Source organism: Providencia sp. JGM181, assembly GCF_018257375.1.
In the GTDB taxonomy this organism is placed as follows: Bacteria; Pseudomonadota; Gammaproteobacteria; order Enterobacterales; family Enterobacteriaceae; genus Providencia; species Providencia lanzhouensis.
On record NZ_JAERJY010000004.1, the window covers coordinates 63,694 to 82,730 of the forward strand.

Below are 19,037 nucleotides of genomic sequence, written 5' to 3' on the forward strand. Positions count from 1 at the left end.
TTTTTTTGGGATAAGCCATGCAGACTATCGTTTTTGTTGTTACCACCCTAATTCAACTGTACATCTTTGTACTTCTGCTCAGAGTATGGATGCAGTGCGTTCGCGCCGATTTCTATAACCCATTCTCGCAGTTTGTGGTTAAAGCCACTCAACCTATCGTGGGGCCTTTACGCCGCCTAATTCCATCCGTTGGCTCCATTGATACTGCAACCCTGCTGGTGGCGTTTGTACTAGCAATTGCTGACATTATCTTTGGCATGTGGGCAACCAATATGCTGCCGGCCATCGGTCTAACCATACTGCCAATGGGATTAATTCTCTTACTGACTTATATCGGTAAATTGATTTTCTGGATGATCTTAATTCGCGCCATTTTAAGCTGGGTCAGTCAAGGCCGTAACCCTGTCGATTATTTACTGTTCCAATTAACTGAACCGTTAATGGCACCGATTCGTCGTATTATCCCAGCCATGGGTGGGTTAGATTTCTCCGCGATGATTGTGATGTTTATTTTGATCGCCCTGAACTACTTACGCGTTGATGTCTCTTTAATGATTGACCCTGCGTTAACCGCTATGCTGTTCTCTGTCGGCATTATGTAAGGGAAGAGAGAAACGATGCAAAAAGTTGTATTAGCCACTGGTAACCCGGGCAAAGTTAATGAATTAGCGGATTTACTTCGCGAGTTCGGCATGGATATTGTCGCTCAAACGACCCTTGGGGTTGAGTCTGCGGAAGAGACCGGATTAACCTTTATCGAGAACGCAATTTTAAAAGCTCGCCACGCTGCGGCACAAACAGGCTTACCCGCCATCGCTGATGATTCCGGTATTTCTGTTGATGCATTAGGCGGCGCGCCGGGGATTTACTCTGCGCGTTATGCGGGGGAAGATGCGACCGACCAGCAAAACCTCGATAAGCTTCTCGATGCCATGAAAGATGTGCCGGATGACCAACGCCAAGCGCAATTTAACTGCGTGTTAGTGTATCTGCGCCATGCCGAAGACCCAACGCCGTTAGTGTTTCATGGTCGCTGGCACGGAGTTTTAACCCGTGAAGCAAAAGGTCAAGGTGGCTTTGGCTATGACCCGATTTTTTACGTACCAGAATTAGGCTGTACCTCAGCAGAACTAACTAAAGCGGAAAAACAAGCGGTATCACACCGCGGTAAAGCCCTTGCGATGATGTTGGATGCTCTGAAAAATGCTTAAGCTTCCTCCATTAAGCCTGTATATCCACATTCCTTGGTGTGTACAAAAGTGTCCGTATTGTGATTTCAACTCACATACTCTTAAGGGGGAAATCCCTCAAACTGAGTATGTTGAGCATTTACTTAGCGATCTTGATAAGGACGTGGCGCTGATTGGCGCCCGTCCTGTCAAAACCATCTTTATTGGTGGCGGTACACCAAGCTTATTAACTGCTGAATCCATGCAAATGTTGATGGATGGCGTTCGTCAGCGAGTAAATTTAGACCCTGATGCGGAAGTCACCATGGAAGCTAACCCCGGCACTGTAGAAGCTGACCGCTTTGCAGGCTACCAAGCCGCGGGGATCAACCGTATCTCCATCGGTGTACAGAGCTTCGGAGACGACAAGCTGATCATGTTGGGGCGCATTCATGGCCCTAATGAAGCTAAACGCGCCGCTCAGCTCGCCACCAACTTAAATCTACGCAGTTTTAATTTGGATTTAATGCACGGCTTACCGTCACAAACTCGCGACGAAGGGCTATCGGATTTACGCCAAGCTATCGAACTCGCTCCGCCGCATCTTTCTTGGTACCAGCTAACCATTGAGCCGAACACGCAGTTTGGTTCTCGCCCGCCGCATTTACCGGATGACGATACTCTATGGGATATCTACACCGAAGGGCATAAATTACTCACGGCGGCAGGCTATCAGCAATATGAAACCTCCGCCTATGCCAAAGCGGGTTATCAGTGCGAACATAACCTTAACTATTGGCGGTTTGGGGATTATCTGGGTATCGGCTGTGGCGCGCACGGTAAAATCACCTCAACCGATGGGCAGATTTTACGGACCGTCAAAACCAAGCACCCGCGGGGTTATATGGAAGGTCGTTATCTTGATAATCAATATAATGTCGAGAACGAAGACCGCCCATTCGAGTATTTTATGAACCGTTTCCGGTTACTTGAAGCGATGCCTCGCCGTGAATTTACTGAATATACCGGTCTGGCAGAGTCTGTGGTTCGCCCTGCTATCGATGAAGCCTTAGCCAAAGGTTATATCTCAGAAACCGCTGATGAATGGCAAATTACCGAACATGGAAAATTATTCTTAAACTCCCTTTTGGAGCTGTTTTTAGGGGAAGAATAATTTCTATTTCTCCATAAAAAAGCCAGCTTGCGCTGGCTTTTTCTTTTACTAAAGGTAATAAACAAGGGTAATAAACGAAAATAATAATCTATCGATCACAGTGCCTTGGTGACTGCATCGATTTGTTCGGTGAGGCTGACTAAACCGCCACCGGAGAGATACCACAGGTCAGATTGCAAATAGGTAATTTTGCCATCTTTATACGCTTTGGTTTCTTGAATGTTTTGGTCTTCAAATACCGTTTTTTCCAATTTACCTGCGCCAATCGCTTCACTGCGATCCACAATCAAAATCACATCAGGATTCGCTTGTGCGATAGTTTTGGTATCCACTACGCGACGTTTAGATTTATCCGCATCCGCCTGAACTGGTAATTCAGCGCGCTGTGCTTTTACCACATCGTAAACAACCGCTTGGTTATTTGGGATTAATTTGCCGTCATTGTGCAGTAAAACCAGCACTTTTTTATTGGATGCAGCCGCTTTTTTCTGGGCTTCAGTAATGGTTTTATCCAATTGAGCCAGTTGCTCGTCCACCGCTTTTTGGTCACCGTATAAATCGCCAATTAAACGAATGTTGGCTTTCACTGACTCAATATAATTTTTGCTGTCAGAGCCTAAATTCAGTGTCGGGGCAATTTTTGATAGCGCATCGTAAGATTTACCTTGGCGACCCGTGATCACGATTAAATCGGGCTTCAATGCAGCGATCTCAGCTAAGTTTGGTTCTTTCATGCCGCCTGCATTTTTGACTGTCGCAGGGATACCCGCTTTTACATAAGCAGGTGCATTACCCATCGGCAGAGCAACAACCTTGTCCCCTAACCCCAGTTTTTGCATTGAGTCATAAATACCGAAATCAAACAGAACCACTTTTTGTGGTTTTTTCACCACTTCCGTTTCACCGGAAAGGTGTTTAACCGTGACTTTTTCAGCACCTTGTGCAGTGATTGCGTTTGGCGTAAATGCAGCAGACTCAGCACTCAGTGCGTAAGGCGCGGAGAATGACAGGATGGAAACCAGTACCGCTGGAATAAACTTTTTCATATGAATAACACCCATTTAGTCGTTAAGCCAAACCAGCATTCTAAGGAGAGTTACTCATAAGTCAATTAAATGATAATGATTCTTAGTATTGTTTTTATTTATGTTAATGTCGTCATGGTTTGATGAGACTTTTAATGTAAAAGGCAGTAATCAGTTTCCCTATTACTGCCTTTCATTACCGATGATAGCGTTGAGGACACATCAAACTATCTGAATTATTTACCGTTAATTGAATTCAGTAAGCTAATGCGTTGTTGCTCTAATGAAGTGACTTTAGAACAGACTTGCTGACCAAACTGCTGGAAGCTATTTTCTTGGTTTTTCCATTCACTATCAATTTCTTGCTGTAACCCACCAAGGCTACCTAACATGCCTTGCAGCATTTTGTTGGTATCACCACCAGCAAGTAACTGTTTGCGCCCCATTTCATTGATACTGTCTTGTAAAATCCCACCTAAGCTTTCATTGACTAATTCACGCCCTGAAGTTTCTACTTTCTTGATGCCTTCATGGTGGAAAGCGTAGCCGTTTGAACGAGTTTCAATGATTTGGTTAATTTGACCGTTTAAATCTTTTTCAAGCTTAGTCAGGCGGTTGCGAATATTACTATCGCTGCCAATCACTTTAACCACCACTTTATCGAGAGATTTACGCGATGCCGCTAATTTCTCTTCAGATTCTTTTTTGATCCACGGTAAATCCTGACGGATAGCCGATTGATAACGCAGTGCTTGCTGCTGTTGCTCAGAGGTCAGTGCAACTTTTTGGCCATTCAGCGTGACATCACCATTTGGGGTGATTTTTAAATCCCCACTGCGACCGACGACTTGGACATTATCAGGCGTCATAAAAATATCGTCTTTAGGGGTTACCGAGCAGTTGTAATCCGCCGCTTGGCTAGTGGCGCAGGCCAGTAATGAAAACGCAATTAAAGTACGGCGTAACATAAAATCTCCTCGTCGATTACCTCTATATTTATTGAGAGGTAATTAGAAAACAGAACGTCCAATTCGCTTAGATAAAAGCTCTAAGGCAGCACAACCCACCAAAGAGTTTCCGGCTGAATCTAATTCCGGTGACCATACTGCCACCGTAAATTGGTTAGGAACCACACACACAATACCGCCACCGACGCCTGATTTACCGGGCATTCCAATACGAAATGCAAACTCACCGGAACCATCGTACATACCACAAGTCATCATCAACGCATTGATTTGTCGAGATTGTAGCGGCGTGATAATTGGGTCTATCGAACAAGGCGACTCACCTTGATTCATTAAATAGGTAAAACACCTAGCCAGTTCGACACAATTCATACTTAGAGAACAATAATGAAAATAAGTTTCTAAAACCGTTAAAACATCATTATCAAAATTGCCAAAAGATTTCATTAAATACGCGATAGCTGCATTACGGCTCGCGTGTTCCATTTCTGAGCGAGCGACATTTATGTCGTAGCTAATGTCGGGTTCGCAAGCGAGTTTTCGGACAAACTCCAGCATCCGCTGTTTTGGTGCACTCAAACGAGATTGCAGCATATCAGCAATTACAATCGCGCCAGCATTGATAAAGGGATTACGAGGAATACCTTTTTCCATCTCTATCTGAATCAATGAGTTGAACGGCAACCCTGATGGCTCTTTACCTACACGACTCCAAATTTCTTGCTCTTCGTAGCGCGTCATTGCCAAGGTTAAACTCAGAACCTTAGAAATGGATTGAACTGAGAAACGTTTTCTCGCATCTCCCGCTGTGAAAATATCGCCCTCTGCGGTATGAACCGCAATCCCCAAATGATGTGAAGGAATACCGCCAAGCGCCGGTATGTAGTCAGCCACCTTCCCTTGACCTATCAGGGGGCGGACTTGCTCCAAAATATCATGCAGTAATTGGTCAGAAAACTGGGTGCTCAAGTGTTTTGCTCCAGAATGGATTACTCTAGAAAATAAAGGCATCCAATTGGATGCCTTTATTAATAATCAAACTAGTTATTATTCCCACCAAACATCAAACAGTTCAGAAACAACAACGTCGTTCATCCCTTTTGATTTTAGCCAGTTTTCAACGATTTGACGGTGTTCTTCAGTGCATTTACCAATTTTCTGTAGGCAAACAATCCCTTCCCAGTTCATGTAGCCGCTAGCTTCAAATGCCAGACCGTTTGGCTCGATAGCTTCAGCAATCAGTTGGTCAACGACGCTGTCCACTTCTTCTATTGGCGTGCCTTCTTTAAAGTTCCACTTAACAATGAAACCTAATTCTTGGAACTCGTCCAAACGCATTTTTTTACGTAAACGGCGACTACGTTGTTGTTTAGCCATGATTAAACCCTCTTAAACATTAAATCCCATACACCGTGCCCTAACCGCTGGCCGCGCTTTTCAAACTTTGTTTCTGGTCTTGATTCTGGACGAGGAACGTAGTCCCCTGACGTGGATACGTTTTCATACCCAGCCACGCTGGTCATTACCTCAAGCATATGTTCTGCATAAGGTTGCCAGTCTGTCGCCATGTGGAATACGCCACCATCAATTAATTTACTGCGAATTTTTTCTGCGAAAGGCACCTGCACAATACGACGTTTATTGTGTTTCGCTTTATGCCAAGGATCAGGGAAAAATAACTGAACCATTGCTAAGCTGCCGTTCGGGATCATGAAGTCTAAAACTTCAATGGCATCGTGGCACATCACGCGTAGGTTGGTGATGTTCTCTTCTTTTGCTGATGCCAAACAAGCCCCAACGCCCGGTGCATGCACTTCAATACCCAGAAAGTTTTGATCTGGGTTTTGTGCTGCCATCGTCACTAATGAGGTGCCCATTCCAAATCCAATTTCCAGAGTGACTGGATTTGAATTATTAAATAGTTTTGCGAAATCAAAGGGTTCGTTGACAAAATCGATGCCCATTTCTGCCCATTCGCTTTCTAATGCCTCTTCCTGACGTTTTGTCAGACGCCCTTGACGGCGGACAAAACTACGGACACGGCGCATAACCCGCCCTTCTTCATTATATTCGGGGGAGATAACGTTATTGATCATAATAAAGTTCTAAAAAATTCGTTGTCCAGTTAGATAATGTGCCAACAAGAGTATAAAAAAACCCAAACATACCTAATTAATTAATATCTAAGTATGGTGGGAAAGGGAGTTTAGCAAAACTTCAAGGATCTTGCAGTTGATAATTGGATAACTTTACACAAGAAGCGGTTTACAGCTATCACCGTCTATGTTGCAATCCTCTCCATGACTGAAATCGCGATAAAAATATTATAAATAATGGAAGCTCAACAATTCTCAAGTGCAGTGCTCAAGTGGTATCACAAATACGGTCGTAAAACCTTGCCATGGCAGCAGGAAAAATCCTCCTACCATGTTTGGCTCTCTGAAGTCATGTTGCAGCAGACCCAAGTCAGCACAGTCATTCCCTATTTTGAAAAATTCACCCAACGCTTTGCGGATGTGACCGCGCTGGCGAATGCGCCCCTTGATGAAGTTCTGCATTTATGGACAGGGCTCGGCTATTACGCGCGAGCGCGTAATCTGCATAAAGCCGCGCAGGTGATTGCCACCCAATATAATGGTCAATTTCCTACCACGTTTGAGGAAGTGAATGCGCTTCCAGGGGTGGGTCGTTCAACCGCAGGCGCCATTCTTTCCCTTTCTCAACAGCAGCATTACCCAATTTTGGACGGTAATGTAAAACGCGTGCTTGCTCGCTGCTATGCTGTCGCGGGTTGGCCGGGTAAAAAAGAAGTAGAAAATCGCCTGTGGGAAATCAGCACCAACGTCACCCCCAAAGTGGAAGTGGAATATTTTAACCAAGCCATGATGGATCTTGGGGCGATGGTGTGTACTCGCAGTAAACCCAAATGTGAGTTATGCCCACTCAATACCGGCTGTATTGCTTATGCTAACCACTCTTGGCAAGAATATCCGGGGAAAAAACCTAAGCAGAAAATTCCGGAAAAAAGCGCATGGTTTTTGATCCTTCAGCACCAAGATAATGTCTGGTTAGAACAGCGCCCACCTTCGGGTATTTGGGGCGGTTTATTCGCCTTCCCACAGTTTGAAAGCCATGAGCAACTGGCTCAGTGGCTGGCTGATTCTGGTCTGCAACATGACACGCCAGAACAATTAATTGCTTTTCGCCACACGTTTAGCCATTTCCATTTAGATATTATCCCTGTAAAAGTTAATATTCAGGCATTTAACTCTGCCATGGATGAAGGCAACGGACTCTGGTATAACTTACACCTAGGCGCAACCGTTGGGCTTGCAGCTCCGGTTGAAAGTTTACTAAAACAACTTGCCTTACTACCTGATATTCGAGGAAAAAATAAATGAGTAGAACCATTTTTTGCACTTTCTTACAACGTGACGCTGATGGGCAAGATTTCCAGCTTTACCCAGGTGAATTAGGAAAGCGTATTTTTAATGAGATTTCGAAAGAAGCATGGAGTCAATGGATGACAAAACAGACCATGCTGATCAATGAAAAGAAATTAAACACCATGAACCCAGACGATCGCAAAATGCTGGAACAAGAAATGGTGAAATTCTTATTTGAAGGTCACGATATTCAAATTGATGGCTATACCCCGGAAAAATAGTTTTTAGGTCTATACCTATCGAACCTCAAGTTGCATGGCTCGGTTTACTAACCTCCTGCAACTTGAATGTTTTAGAGTAAACGACCAAATAAGTAGCTAGCTTGCATTAATATTGTGGATCGTATGAAAAAATTATTTGCACTCACATTGTTGATTCCCCTGATTGTTTCTTGCTCCAGTAATCAGAAATCCGACTTTAATCCCGACTACGTCAAAGATACTAATGGCTTTGATATTTTGATGGGGCAATTTGCTCATAACATCGAAAATATTTGGGGAATAAAAGAAGTCCTCATTGCAGGGCCAAAAGATTATGTGAAATATACCGATGAGTATCGTACTCGTAGCCACATTAACTTTGATGCAGGGACTATCACGGTTGAGACCATCTCTGCCGTTGAACCGTCAGAACACCTGAAAAAAGCCATTGTCACCACTTTATTGATGGGCGATGACCCAAATTCCATCGACCTCTATTCTGATATTAACGACATTCCCTACAGTAAAGAACCATTCCTGTTTGGTCAGGTGATGGATAATACAGGGGAACCGATCCGCTGGGAGTGGCGAGCCACTAAATTTGCAGATTATCTGATTAGTAATAAAATGCAGCGCAGACAGTCTGGTATGAATATTGTTTGGTCGGTGACCATGCAATTGGTACCAAACCACTTAGATAAACGCGCCCATAAATATCTGCCTTATATTAAGAAATCCTCCGCAAAATACGGCGTGGATGAATCATTGATTCTGGCGATCATGCAAATTGAATCGAGCTTCAACCCATACGCGGTTAGCCGTTCTGATGCGCTAGGCTTGATGCAAATTATGCCAAACACGGCCGGTAAAGATGTGTTCCGCTCTCAAGGTAAATCTGGAGTACCAAGCCGCAGTTATCTATTTGACCCTGAGCAAAACATTGATACGGGCACGGCATATTTAGCTATCTTACAAAATAGTTATTTGGGGGATATCAGCAACCCAACTTCACGTCGCTATGCGGTCATTACGGCTTATAACGGTGGCGCAGGCAGCGTGCTACGCGTATTCCACAATGATAAAAAACAAGCGGCTCAGCGTATTAACAACCTCGAGCCGGGGGAAGTTTACGAAACGCTTTCCACCAAACACCCTGCGGCGGAGTCTCGTAATTATCTTATTAAAGTGAATAAAGCGCAGAAAAAATATCTACGCTAATAAATCCTTAAAATAGCGATAAAAATGCCAGTAAACCATCACGGTTGTTGGCATTTTTTTCACTTTTTGTGAGTTTTTGCATTGATTTGCTTAAAAATTAATTGAAACGCTGAAAAAAAACGCATTCAATCAAAAGTTTTTAGAAACCGCCTTGACTCACTCTCTTAAATCAGGTTTAATACGCTCCGTTGCCCGGATAGCTCAGTCGGTAGAGCAGGGGATTGAAAATCCCCGTGTCCTTGGTTCGATTCCGAGTCCGGGCACCACTCATTTATAAGGCCTCGCTGAAAAGCGGGGCTTTTTTTATGCCTAAAGCTTGCGCTATAAAGCACGGTAAGGTGTTACAGAACTTCAATTTGTCAACCAAGTTCAACCGGCGTTACCCCGCATCAAGTTGCAAAGAAGAGTAACAACAGCTCGATTTAATTTGCTCTTTAAGATTATAGGTTAGGAATAAACCCTTCTTCACGCAGAACCTTAATCACCCCACGAATCAAATACGAGTTAGAAAACTTCGCCGTATAGATACGAGCCCCCTCTTCTACTGGCCTGAGCAACCCCCGCTCAATCAACTTACCAAGCTGATAAGTCACCTGCGTCGGTTTCAGATCAGGTAAAACGGCACGTAGATCGCCAGCTTTTATTGTCCCCAATTCAACTGAGCGTTTCAGAACCTTCGATTCCAGTAAGTTTATCAGCCCCCTCTCTAACGAAAAATCGATAGCAGGATACAAAATTTTTTTACTCAGAAAAGCGTGGTTTGTCAGTTGGTCAACTTTCTTCAGCTCAGAGGAGATCCCCGAAAGCACATACAAGCACCATTCTTCCAGTCCTTGCTCTGTTCCCTTATCGGCTAACGAAAGCATGGCGTAATACCGTTCACGATCATTACAAAATACCGCTGTCGGATTAAGTACCCGACCACCTGTCTGAACATTAAAACCATACTTGATAAGCAACGCGTAGGTCAGCAATCTAACGGTTCTGCCATTACCGTTGCCAAAGGGGTGTATCCAACCGAAGCGATGATGAACCAGAGCAATCTTCATCAGATCGTACTTTGGCTTATCTTTACGGTTAATAAAAGCGGTCAGCTCTGCCATATAATCCGGAACGTGGATATGATCTGGAGGTAAATGATCAGACTGGGCAATGCTGACGTTATGTTGCCGATATGCTCCGGGCGTTCTATCGCCTTCCTGTTGCAGCTCAGCGACCGCTAGACTATGTAACTCGCGGATAAAATATTCCGTTATATCATCGCCGTTACTCAGATATTCGTCGATGAACTCCATCGCAGCTTCAATGTTGTTGATTTCTTTGAGCTGATCCGTCGAACTCTGCGTTCCTTCCACCTTACTTTCAACATAATCGGCAAGCGTAGTGTGATTTCCCTCAATTCTGGCAGAGCCAAGACTCTCCAGCATGTGGAATATGGCCTTTAACTGTGCAAAAAGGATGGGGTGAACATCGGTTTCCAACTGCAGATGTCGGAGGATCTCCAGTTCCGTCAGCGCGTCGACCAAAGGGGAATCAAAGCTGGGATTCAGAAGCGAGAGTTCAAAGTGATTAAATTGAGCCATGATATTTAATTATCTCAGATGGAGTATGACGGCATCTCAAAAGTATAGCAAAAAAACCAATAGATTCTATAGATTAGAAAACCCACCTATTTTTATTATCTCAAAAACCTTTATTCCAAAATATCAAATGTATGTTTGAACGATGTTCAAATCGTGAGTATGATTCCGAGTCCGGGCACCACTATTTAAAGAACCCGCCCTAGTGGCGGGTTTTTGCTTTTTAGCCTTTCCAAACTGATTCAACCCCAATCTACTCAGCAATCACCTTAACTTAATCTAAATTTCATAAATTCAGATCTTATTTGATTTAGCTCCACATTTGCGTTGATTTTATAGCGTATAAATAACTATATGATAAAAGTTGTTTTGTAACTTATTGGTAAACAACAAAAAAACAACCCAGAGTTAATCTTCTCTCAACGTTTTTAACCAACTTTTAATCATTAATCATGGCTATTTATAGTCTAATAAATATACAAGACATCATAACAACAAGATTGGCGTATAGTTTCTTATTGCCTTAATCACTTTTAAGCAATGAGCTGAAGGAGCGCTTATGTGTAAAGAATCAGTGAAAAGCCCGATGTATTTATCCATTGCAAACTGGGTAATGAAACAGGGTCGCTGGATCACCGCCAGAGAAATCTCGAATAACTTTGAAATTCCGCATACCAATGCGGTGAATATTGTCTCTTATATTCTTTCAGATGTGGCTGAAATACAGTGTGAAGTCAAAATGATCCCGAATAAATTATCGGGACGAGGCTGCCAATGCCAACGGCTGATTAAAGTGACTAAAATTGATAGCCAGCTTTATTCGCGACTAAAAAATTACACTTCCGAGAAAATGACGATTGAGTCACCAGTGAAAACCAATCTCGTCCCACCAACAGAACTTAATCGTGAGCAGAAATGGCAGTGGATGCTATCTAAAGCCCAGCGTCGTTAGTATTATTTTCATCGACGCCATAACGAAAAAACGCAGGCTTAAAGCCTGCGTTGAGGTTACTGACAAAGTATTATTGACGATTTTTGCACATTGGTATCATTGACCTTTCGGTTTGACATCCGTGGTTCCCTGCAACCGAGGGCGATTCTGCTCTATCTCAGTTAACGGTATGGCTTCCTCTAAACTTTGAAGATAACGTCCCGCTAAATCTTGATACTCTTTGGTATTTAGCTGTTTCCAATGAAGCTCTTCATCGCTCACATGGCGAAAAAAACGCGCAGGTGCGCCGATCAACATTTGTCTTGGCTCACCTTGAAAACCCGCCTTAACGAAACTCATCGCACCAATAATGCTCTCGTCACCGATGACAGCGCCATCCATCACTACGCTATTCATGCCGACCAGTGCATCACGCCCAATAATACAACCATGTAAAATTGAGCCATGACCAATATGTCCAGATTCCCGCACAATAGTCTCAACATCACTGTAACCATGCATGATGCAACCGTCTTGAATATTCGCCCCTTTTTCGATGGTTAGGCGCCCATAATCCCCCCGTAATGAGGCATTTGGCCCCACAAACACATCGGCACCAATAATGACATCACCAATCACCACGGCGGAAGGATGAACGTAGGCCGTTGGATGCACCACGGGTGTCACCCCTTCAAAGCTATAAAAACTCATAATCACCTCACAGTCATCCAATCACTGGTAGGATTAGCGCCCTGTCCAGTTTGGCTCACGCTTCTCTGAGAATGCTAAAGGACCTTCCGTTGCATCTTCGGAGTGCAATACAGCCGGGTAGTTTTCTAACACACCACTGCGCATCAATTTATAGCCCTCTTCCACCGTTAATTCTCCGGTTGTACGGAAAATTTCTTTCAGTGCAGCAACGGCTAGCGGTGCGCTTTGTGTGATTTTTTCAGCCAGCTCTCGCGCTTTATCCATTAAATTCTCGATAGGCACCACTTCATTCGCAATACCCCAGCGCAGCGCTTCTTGAGCATCCATTCGGCGCCCTGTCATCACCATTTCATTGACGATAGGCGCAGGCAGAATTTTTGGTAAGCGCAGAACGCCGCCGCTATCAGGCACAATACCTAATTGCGCTTCAGGTAGCGCGAAACTGGCATTTTCAGAGCAGATAATCATATCTGCCGCTAGCGCTAGCTCAAAACCACCACCAAACGCATAACCGTTTACTGCCGCGATCACGGGTTTATTTAAGTTGAAAATCTCGGTTAACCCCGCGAAACCACCCGGACCAAAATCAGCATCAGGGGCTTCCCCTTCCGCCGCAGATTTTAAATCCCATCCCGCAGAGAAAAAACGTTCTCCAGCCCCCGTAATAATGGCTACTCTCAGCGTTGGGTCATCACGGAAATTAAGGAAAACTTCTCCCATTTTAAAACTGGTTTTTGCATCAATGGCGTTGGCTTTAGGTCTATCGAGTACAATTTCTAGCACGGCACCATGACGGGTAACTTTTAATGATTCGCTCATAGTTTAAACCTTTAGGTTGTTATTCGATTATTTCAGATGTTTTTTCAGCACCTTACCAGAGCAATTACGAGGTAAACCTTGACGGACTTCCACCAATGAGGGCACTTTGAACTTCGCCATTTTCGTTTCACAGAAGGCGAAAAACTCTTCTTGAGTTAGCGTAGCCCCCTCTTCCAGCACGATAAACGCTTTGATAGCCTCATCACGAATGGCATCCATCACACCGATAACCGCGACATCCGCAACTGCCGGATGGGACGCAATGATGTTCTCAATTTCACTACAAGAGACATTTTCCCCGCCGCGTTTGACCATATTGCTACTACGATCAACAAAGTAGAAAAATCCATCTTCATCTTGATAAGCAAAATCGCCTGTGTGCATCCACCCTTCACTATCAAAAGTTTTCTCTGTAGCTTCTGGATTGTTGTAATAGGCTTTAAATAAGGTTTTACCCCGCTCGCCTTTTACACATAGCTCGCCAATTTCGCCGGTTTTTAACGGTTGATTATGTTTATCTCGAATTTGAGCTTGATAACCAAATCCAGGGCGTCCAATGGACGGCCAGCGCCGTTCATCCCCAGGTCTATCACCAATCAGCCCAACAATAGTTTCAGTCATGCCATACGATGTAAGAAACCGCGTCACCGCAAAACGATCCATAAACTGTTGTTTTTCTTTGTCACTTAAATTGAGATAGAACATCACTTCCCGTAAACAGTGCGCTTGCTCATTGTCGGCAACTGGTTGACTCATTAAGGTGCGGATCATCATTGGGATCAGCTCCGCCACTGTCGCGCGATGCTTCACAATCTGTTGCCAAAAACGCCGAGCACTGTATTTCTCAAGGAGAACAAAGGTTGCCCCAGCGGAAAATGCCGCCATAGCCGCTGTGCATTGGCAATCGATATGAAAAGCGGGCATCACCGTCAAATAGACATCATCAGAACGTAATGCACATTGCCAAGAGGAGTAATAACCAGCAAAGCGCAGATTATAGTGGGTGATAATGACCCCTTTTGGTTTAGAGGTCGTCCCTGAGGTAAATAGAATTTCGGCAGTATCATCCACACTGAGTTCAACCTGCTCCGCCAGCACAATCGATTGTTGAGCTAGTTCAACGGTAAAGTCAGTTATACCTTGCTGCGTTGGTAATTGGGTGTCTGAAATTAAGAAGATATGTTCGAGCGCTGTTGCTTTGTCATCGACAAGGGTTTGGTAAATATCGACAAAATGGGGACGAGTGACAACCAGCCGGGGTTGGCAGTTTTGGATGATCCACGCGCTCTCTTCATACTTGAATCGCGCATTGATCGGCACCATGATCGCCCCAATTTTGGCAAGACCAAACCAGCAAAAGAAAAACTCTGGGCAATTATCTAAATGTAACGCAACTTTATCCCCTTTTTGGATGCCATAGCTTAAAAAGAGGTTGGCAGTGCGGTTAATCTGCTGATTCATTTCTAAATAGCTGAATTCACGCACATCGCCATCACAGGATTCAAAGATAAGCGCCTTTTTATTGACGTGAGTTTTCGCAAAATCATCCCACATTTGACGCAAATTTTGTTTACCGATTACATCCATTAATTGTTATCCCATCATTTCCCTAATGTCTATTCAGCCCAACAGGAATGATTGAACTGAATAGTCATTGAATTACTCAACAATTTTAGCCAGCCCTTTCTCGACCAGCCCCCTAATCTCATTTTCGTTATAACCAATGTTTTGCAGAATATCCGACGTGTCCATGCCGTGAGATGGCATGCCGCGCCAGATTTGCCCCGGATTGTTTTTGAATTTTGGCATCACATTTGGACCACGACAGGTACGCCCGTCCATGGTTTGCCAACTGGTGATAGATTCGCGGGCAATATATTGTGGATTGGTTTCTAATTCTGGAATGGTAAGCACCTTGGCACTGGCAATATTCAGCTCCGCCAAACGCGCTAAAACCACATCAATGTCACGCGCCCCTAGCCACTCATCTAATTTTTCTTCAACAAGTGGACCATACGGACACTCAACACGGTGAATGAGCTGCGTACCTTCAGGAATTTCCGGTGTACCCAATAAGTGAGCAAGGCCAATATCTTTGAAGATTTCTTGGATCTGAGTGATACCCACAATCTCCATTACGATATAACCGTCTTTACAGCTATAGAGGCCGCAGCCGGCATAATACGGGTCTTTCCCTTTCGTCATTCGTGGGCAAATTTCGCCGCCGTTAAAGTAGTCCATCATGAAATATTGCCCCATACGCAGCATTACTTCGTACATGGCAATATCAATACTTTCGCCTTTACCTGTTTTTTGAACTTTATACAGAGCCGCTAAAGCGGAGGTGGTGGCGGTCATGCCAGAAAAATAGTCTGCGGTATATGGGAATGCCGGCATTGGCTGGTCTTTATCACCGTTTTGAATTAAATAACCGCTGAATGCTTGCGCAATGGTGTTATACGCCGCAAGGTTGGTGTATTGCGGGTCTCCGTATTGTCCGAAGCCTGATAAGTGGGCGATCACTAACTTCGGGTTGTGCTCCCACAGTAATTCATCGGTGATCCCTCTGCGTGCAAAGGCTGGACCTTTACTGGCTTCGATAAAAATATCCGTCGTTTCCATCAGTTTAAGGAACGCTTCTCGACCTTCATCTTTAAAGATGTTCAGCGATAGCGCCCGTAGATTGCGGCGAGATAGTTGCGGGTAGTTAGGTTGAACGCGAATAGTGTCAGCCCATGCGACGTTTTCGATCCAAATAACCTCTGCGCCCCACTCTGCGAACATTTGTCCGGCAAATGGGCCTGCAATTTCAATCCCTGAAAATACCACCCTAACCCCAGATAGCGGGCCAAACTCGGGCATAGGTAAATGCTCTGCCATTTTCTCATCTCCTGTGAAACTAAAGTGATCTCCCGAAAATCTCAGGAGATCAATCAACGACAAACCTCGATTAGCGGTACTGTTTTAGTACGCTACGACCTAATGTCAGTATTTGCATTTCATCTGAACCGCCCGATACACGATCCACACGCAGGTCACGCCAGAAACGTGCGATACGGTGTTCACCTGCAATACCCACACCACCGAGGACTTGCATTGCTGAATCCACAACTGCAAATGCTGCGTTTGCACAGAAGTATTTACACATTGCCGCATCACCAGAGGTGATTAAACCGTTGTCACTCTTCCATGCAGTTTCATATAACATGTTGCGCATCGAATTGAGCTTGATCGCCATATGTGCAAATTTTTCTTGAATTAATTGATAACGACCGATGGCTTCACCAAATTGAACACGTTGGTTGGCATAACGCGCCGCATCTTCAAACGCACACATTGCCGTACCGTAGTTGGTCAATGCCACTAAGAAACGCTCATGGTCAAACTCTTCTTTCACACGGTTAAAGCCGTTGCCTTCACGACCAAACATGTCTTTTTCATCAAGTTCCACGTTGTCGAACGTAATTTCGCAGCAGCTATCCATGCGCAGACCCAGTTTTTCAAGTTTGTTCACCTTGATACCCGGCTTGCTCATATCTAAGAACCACTCAGTGAAAACAGGTTTATCCGGTGAATCCGCATCGCGGCTCATCACCACGATGTATGGGGTGTACGCACTACTGGTGATAAAGCATTTGCTACCATTTAAGTACACTTTTCCATTACGGCGAGTGTATGTCGTTTGTAAGCTACCAACATCAGAACCTGCGCCCGGTTCAGTAATAGCGGAGTTCCACATCTGTTTACCCGTACCACGGAACGCCATGATTTTGTCGATTTGCTCTTGAGTACCTTCACGCAGAACCGTATTAAAACCACCCGGTAATTGGTACAGAACATAAGTAGGAGCACCAAGGCGACCTAATTCCATCCATACCGCAGCAACCGTAATAAACCCCGCATTTAAGCCACCGTGCTCTTCGGGGATCAGCAGGTTATCGATTTCCATATCCGCTAAGGCTTTTACAAAACGCTCTGGGTATTTGCTTTCGCGGTCACATTCAGCGAAATAGCTTTCCCAGTTCTCACTTGCCATCAGTTCACGGATCCCTGCGACAAACAGTTCCTGCTCATCATTCAATCTAAAATCCATATCAATAACCTCTTCAATGTTGTTTCTGAAATATTGTTTCTGAGTAAAATTGTTTCTGATTAAAATTGTTACTTAGTAAATTAATCGTTTTTCCAATGCACTCTTGCATCTTTAATAAAGGAGAGCGTTACCATGATGTTCACGAAAAAAAGTGGGCATCCTCCGGCAATAATCGCCGTTTGAATGGGTTTCAATCCGCCTAATGCCAGTAAGACAATGCCAATCACGCCGACAAGAACAGACCAACCAATACGCACTAATAACGGTGGCTCCTCTCCATCTTTCACTGCGCGACAAGTCGACATAGCGAGAGTGTATGAACAGGCGTTAATCAGTGTGACAGTGGCGATAAAGCAGAGGATGAAGAAGCCCCAAATTGTTACAGTGCTCAAAGGTAAAGCGGCCCAAGTTTCAATGATGGCTCGTGCAACACCGAACTCTTCAATCAACTTAGGAATGTTAATGACATTTTTATCAATCAGTTGGAGCGTGTTACTGCCGAGAATGGTCCAAATTAAGGTAGTACCTGCGGTTAAGCCCGCAACCATACCTAAACACAGTTCACGAACAGTACGTCCTTTGGAAATACGTGCGAGGAAAATACACATTTGAATCGCGTAGATAACCCACCAAGCCCAGTAAAACACGGTCCAACCTTGAGGGAATCCACCTTTGCCAACTGCATCGGTATAGAACAGCATGCGTGGCATATACATTAATAATACGCCGACAGAGTCTGTAAAATAGTTGGCGATAAAGCTCGCACCACTGACAATAAGCACCCATCCAAGCATTAAGAAACTTAAATAGCTGCGTACATCACTGGCGGCTTTCACCCCTTTTTGCAGACCAAATGCTACACACACCGCATTGAGGATGATCCAGCAGAAGATAATGATCGCATCAAGCTGCAAGGTATGTGGAATACCGAACAGATATTGAATACATTCAGTCACCAGCGGTGTTGCCAGACCCAAGCTGGTTCCCATCGCTAAGATCAATGCAACCAAATAGAAGTTGTCGATAATGGTACCGAACCAGCCATTGGCACGCTTCTCACCCACTAGCGGAGCCAGCGTACTACTTGGGCGGATCACATCCATTTTACGAACAAAGAAAAAGTAAGCGAAAGCAACAGAGAGGAAGCTGTAAGTTGCCCACGGCAGCGGTCCCCAATGGAACAAGCTGTAAGCTAACCCGATACTTTTGGCTTCATTAGAATACGGTGCAAAATCAAACGGCGGCGATGAAATATAGTAATAAATTTCAATCGATCCCCAGAACAGCACCGCGGCTGAAGTACAAGATGCGAACATCATAAAAATCCAGCCTGCACGGCTAAATTCAGGCTTTTCATCCCCTAAACGTTTCTTCGCGTAAGGTCCAAAAATTAACCAAAACCAACCACCAAACATAATGACCATATACCATTCAAATGCCCATCCCCAGACATTGGTGACATAGCTAAAGACTTGGTTAATCACTTCGTTTGATGCATCGAGGTCACGTACTGTTAACCAGCACAGTAACCCGACAATAATTAATGGTGGGAAAAAAACTTTCGGTTCTATTCCGACCTTTTTATTTTCTTTGCTCATAGGTCTATTCCAATTTATTATTTAATACATAAGTTTTAAAACAATAAATATTTAACATTCATTTAATGACTTCTAAATAAACGCCTCTTAAATATGCCCAATTAC

At 44.2% G+C, this 19,037-nt stretch carries 19 protein-coding genes and 1 tRNA gene; 8 read left to right on the plus strand and 12 right to left on the minus strand.

Translation table 11 applies throughout. The features are described from left to right. Positions 1-17: 17 nt before the first annotated feature. From JK188_RS01600 to hemW, 3 genes are read left to right on the plus strand one after another with little or no spacing between them, the layout of a single operon-like run. Positions 18-602: a YggT family protein gene (locus JK188_RS01600; protein WP_187128812.1), complete on the plus strand. Its 585-nt coding sequence runs from the start codon at positions 18-20 to the stop codon at positions 600-602. A gap of 15 nt (positions 603-617) precedes the next feature. Then, positions 618-1,211, plus strand: coding sequence for an RdgB/HAM1 family non-canonical purine NTP pyrophosphatase (gene rdgB / locus JK188_RS01605; protein WP_211886511.1), 594 nt, complete (start codon positions 618-620; stop codon positions 1,209-1,211). Continuing rightward, positions 1,204-2,343: a radical SAM family heme chaperone HemW gene (gene hemW / locus JK188_RS01610; RefSeq protein WP_211886514.1), complete on the plus strand. Its 1,140-nt coding sequence runs from the start codon at positions 1,204-1,206 to the stop codon at positions 2,341-2,343. Before rdgB ends, hemW begins: the two co-directional genes overlap by 8 nt. A 95-nt stretch (positions 2,344-2,438) precedes the next feature. Here hemW and JK188_RS01615 read toward each other — a convergent pair whose 3' ends face one another. The 5 genes from JK188_RS01615 to trmB form a co-directional block, all read right to left on the minus strand. Continuing rightward, a complete protein-coding gene (locus JK188_RS01615; RefSeq protein WP_211886516.1) occupies positions 2,439-3,389 on the minus strand; it encodes a siderophore ABC transporter substrate-binding protein in 951 nt (316 codons plus the stop codon). A gap of 215 nt (positions 3,390-3,604) precedes the next feature. Further along, positions 3,605-4,336: a DUF2884 domain-containing protein gene (locus JK188_RS01620; RefSeq protein ID WP_108479448.1), complete on the minus strand. Its 732-nt coding sequence runs from the start codon at positions 4,334-4,336 to the stop codon at positions 3,605-3,607. Between the two features lie 42 nt (positions 4,337-4,378). Beyond that, a complete protein-coding gene (glsB, locus tag JK188_RS01625; protein ID WP_410431244.1) occupies positions 4,379-5,347 on the minus strand; it encodes a glutaminase B in 969 nt (322 codons plus the stop codon). A 36-nt stretch (positions 5,348-5,383) separates the two neighbouring features. Then, the gene (locus tag JK188_RS01630) at positions 5,384-5,713 is read right to left on the minus strand and encodes a YggL family protein (protein WP_036954142.1); all 330 of its coding nucleotides are present in this window, start codon (positions 5,711-5,713) and stop codon (positions 5,384-5,386) included. A 2-nt stretch (positions 5,714-5,715) separates the two neighbouring features. Next, on the minus strand, positions 5,716-6,432 hold the full coding sequence (gene trmB / locus JK188_RS01635) for a tRNA (guanosine(46)-N7)-methyltransferase TrmB (protein WP_108479449.1): 717 nt from the start codon (positions 6,430-6,432) through the stop codon (positions 5,716-5,718). A gap of 237 nt (positions 6,433-6,669) precedes the next feature. Between trmB and mutY the strand changes: the two genes are divergently transcribed. The 4 genes from mutY to JK188_RS01655 all read left to right on the plus strand — a co-directional run bounded on the left by mutY (position 6,670) and on the right by JK188_RS01655 (position 9,466). Beyond that, positions 6,670-7,737, plus strand: a complete 1,068-nt coding sequence (gene mutY / locus JK188_RS01640) for an A/G-specific adenine glycosylase (protein ID WP_211886518.1) — start codon at positions 6,670-6,672, stop codon at positions 7,735-7,737. Beyond that, entirely contained in the window at positions 7,734-8,003 is a 270-nt protein-coding gene (locus JK188_RS01645) for an oxidative damage protection protein (RefSeq protein ID WP_006657365.1), read from the plus strand. Before mutY ends, JK188_RS01645 begins: the two co-directional genes overlap by 4 nt. A gap of 123 nt (positions 8,004-8,126) precedes the next feature. Beyond that, positions 8,127-9,200 carry a membrane-bound lytic murein transglycosylase MltC gene (gene mltC, locus JK188_RS01650; protein WP_036954136.1) on the plus strand — a complete coding sequence of 358 codons (1,074 nt, stop codon included), beginning with the start codon at positions 8,127-8,129 and terminating at the stop codon, positions 9,198-9,200. A gap of 190 nt (positions 9,201-9,390) precedes the next feature. Further along, positions 9,391-9,466: transfer RNA gene (locus JK188_RS01655), tRNA-Phe, on the plus strand. A 174-nt stretch (positions 9,467-9,640) separates the two neighbouring features. Here the strand turns inward: JK188_RS01655 and JK188_RS01660 are convergent. After that, entirely contained in the window at positions 9,641-10,783 is a 1,143-nt protein-coding gene (locus JK188_RS01660; protein ID WP_211886520.1) for a Fic family protein, read from the minus strand. A 556-nt stretch (positions 10,784-11,339) separates the two neighbouring features. Between JK188_RS01660 and caiF the strand changes: the two genes are divergently transcribed. After that, positions 11,340-11,732: a carnitine metabolism transcriptional regulator CaiF gene (gene caiF / locus JK188_RS01665; protein ID WP_036954132.1), complete on the plus strand. Its 393-nt coding sequence runs from the start codon at positions 11,340-11,342 to the stop codon at positions 11,730-11,732. 96 nt (positions 11,733-11,828) lie between these two features. Here the strand turns inward: caiF and caiE are convergent, their stop codons facing one another. The 6 genes from caiE to caiT all read right to left on the minus strand — a co-directional run bounded on the left by caiE (position 11,829) and on the right by caiT (position 18,932). Continuing rightward, the gene (caiE, locus tag JK188_RS01670; RefSeq protein WP_211886522.1) at positions 11,829-12,422 is read right to left on the minus strand and encodes a carnitine operon protein CaiE; all 594 of its coding nucleotides are present in this window, start codon (positions 12,420-12,422) and stop codon (positions 11,829-11,831) included. A gap of 33 nt (positions 12,423-12,455) precedes the next feature. Then, positions 12,456-13,241 (minus strand): crotonobetainyl-CoA hydratase, encoded by a 786-nt coding sequence (gene caiD, locus JK188_RS01675; RefSeq protein ID WP_211886524.1) that lies wholly within the window; start codon positions 13,239-13,241, stop codon positions 12,456-12,458. Positions 13,242-13,268: 27 nt separating this feature from the next. After that, complete coding sequence (gene caiC / locus JK188_RS01680; RefSeq protein ID WP_211886526.1) at positions 13,269-14,828, minus strand: crotonobetaine/carnitine-CoA ligase; 1,560 nt, start codon at positions 14,826-14,828, stop codon at positions 13,269-13,271. A gap of 72 nt (positions 14,829-14,900) precedes the next feature. After that, entirely contained in the window at positions 14,901-16,121 is a 1,221-nt protein-coding gene (gene caiB, locus JK188_RS01685) for an L-carnitine CoA-transferase (RefSeq protein WP_108479453.1), read from the minus strand. Positions 16,122-16,191: 70 nt separating this feature from the next. Then, positions 16,192-17,334 (minus strand): crotonobetainyl-CoA dehydrogenase, encoded by a 1,143-nt coding sequence (caiA, locus tag JK188_RS01690; RefSeq protein ID WP_036954121.1) that lies wholly within the window; start codon positions 17,332-17,334, stop codon positions 16,192-16,194. 80 nt (positions 17,335-17,414) lie between these two features. After that, on the minus strand, positions 17,415-18,932 hold the full coding sequence (gene caiT, locus JK188_RS01695) for an L-carnitine/gamma-butyrobetaine antiporter (protein WP_036954118.1): 1,518 nt from the start codon (positions 18,930-18,932) through the stop codon (positions 17,415-17,417). Positions 18,933-19,037: the final 105 nt, after the last annotated feature.

Excerpts from the sequence above, each read along its gene's own strand:
- JK188_RS01600 (WP_187128812.1), top strand. The coding sequence starts at position 18 with ATGCAGACTATCGTTTTTGTTGTTACCACCCTAATTCAACTGTACATC.
- rdgB (WP_211886511.1), top strand. The coding sequence starts at position 618 with ATGCAAAAAGTTGTATTAGCCACTGGTAACCCGGGCAAAGTTAATGAA.
- hemW (WP_211886514.1), top strand. The coding sequence starts at position 1,204 with ATGCTTAAGCTTCCTCCATTAAGCCTGTATATCCACATTCCTTGGTGT.
- JK188_RS01615 (WP_211886516.1), bottom strand. The coding sequence starts at position 3,389 with ATGAAAAAGTTTATTCCAGCGGTACTGGTTTCCATCCTGTCATTCTCC.
- JK188_RS01620 (WP_108479448.1), bottom strand. The coding sequence starts at position 4,336 with ATGTTACGCCGTACTTTAATTGCGTTTTCATTACTGGCCTGCGCCACT.
- glsB (WP_410431244.1), bottom strand. The coding sequence starts at position 5,347 with ATGCCTTTATTTTCTAGAGTAATCCATTCTGGAGCAAAACACTTGAGC.
- JK188_RS01630 (WP_036954142.1), bottom strand. The coding sequence starts at position 5,713 with ATGGCTAAACAACAACGTAGTCGCCGTTTACGTAAAAAAATGCGTTTG.
- trmB (WP_108479449.1), bottom strand. The coding sequence starts at position 6,432 with ATGATCAATAACGTTATCTCCCCCGAATATAATGAAGAAGGGCGGGTT.
- mutY (WP_211886518.1), top strand. The coding sequence starts at position 6,670 with ATGGAAGCTCAACAATTCTCAAGTGCAGTGCTCAAGTGGTATCACAAA.
- JK188_RS01645 (WP_006657365.1), top strand. The coding sequence starts at position 7,734 with ATGAGTAGAACCATTTTTTGCACTTTCTTACAACGTGACGCTGATGGG.
- mltC (WP_036954136.1), top strand. The coding sequence starts at position 8,127 with ATGAAAAAATTATTTGCACTCACATTGTTGATTCCCCTGATTGTTTCT.
- JK188_RS01660 (WP_211886520.1), bottom strand. The coding sequence starts at position 10,783 with ATGGCTCAATTTAATCACTTTGAACTCTCGCTTCTGAATCCCAGCTTT.
- caiF (WP_036954132.1), top strand. The coding sequence starts at position 11,340 with ATGTGTAAAGAATCAGTGAAAAGCCCGATGTATTTATCCATTGCAAAC.
- caiE (WP_211886522.1), bottom strand. The coding sequence starts at position 12,422 with ATGAGTTTTTATAGCTTTGAAGGGGTGACACCCGTGGTGCATCCAACG.
- caiD (WP_211886524.1), bottom strand. The coding sequence starts at position 13,241 with ATGAGCGAATCATTAAAAGTTACCCGTCATGGTGCCGTGCTAGAAATT.
- caiC (WP_211886526.1), bottom strand. The coding sequence starts at position 14,828 with ATGGATGTAATCGGTAAACAAAATTTGCGTCAAATGTGGGATGATTTT.
- caiB (WP_108479453.1), bottom strand. The coding sequence starts at position 16,121 with ATGGCAGAGCATTTACCTATGCCCGAGTTTGGCCCGCTATCTGGGGTT.
- caiA (WP_036954121.1), bottom strand. The coding sequence starts at position 17,334 with ATGGATTTTAGATTGAATGATGAGCAGGAACTGTTTGTCGCAGGGATC.
- caiT (WP_036954118.1), bottom strand. The coding sequence starts at position 18,932 with ATGAGCAAAGAAAATAAAAAGGTCGGAATAGAACCGAAAGTTTTTTTC.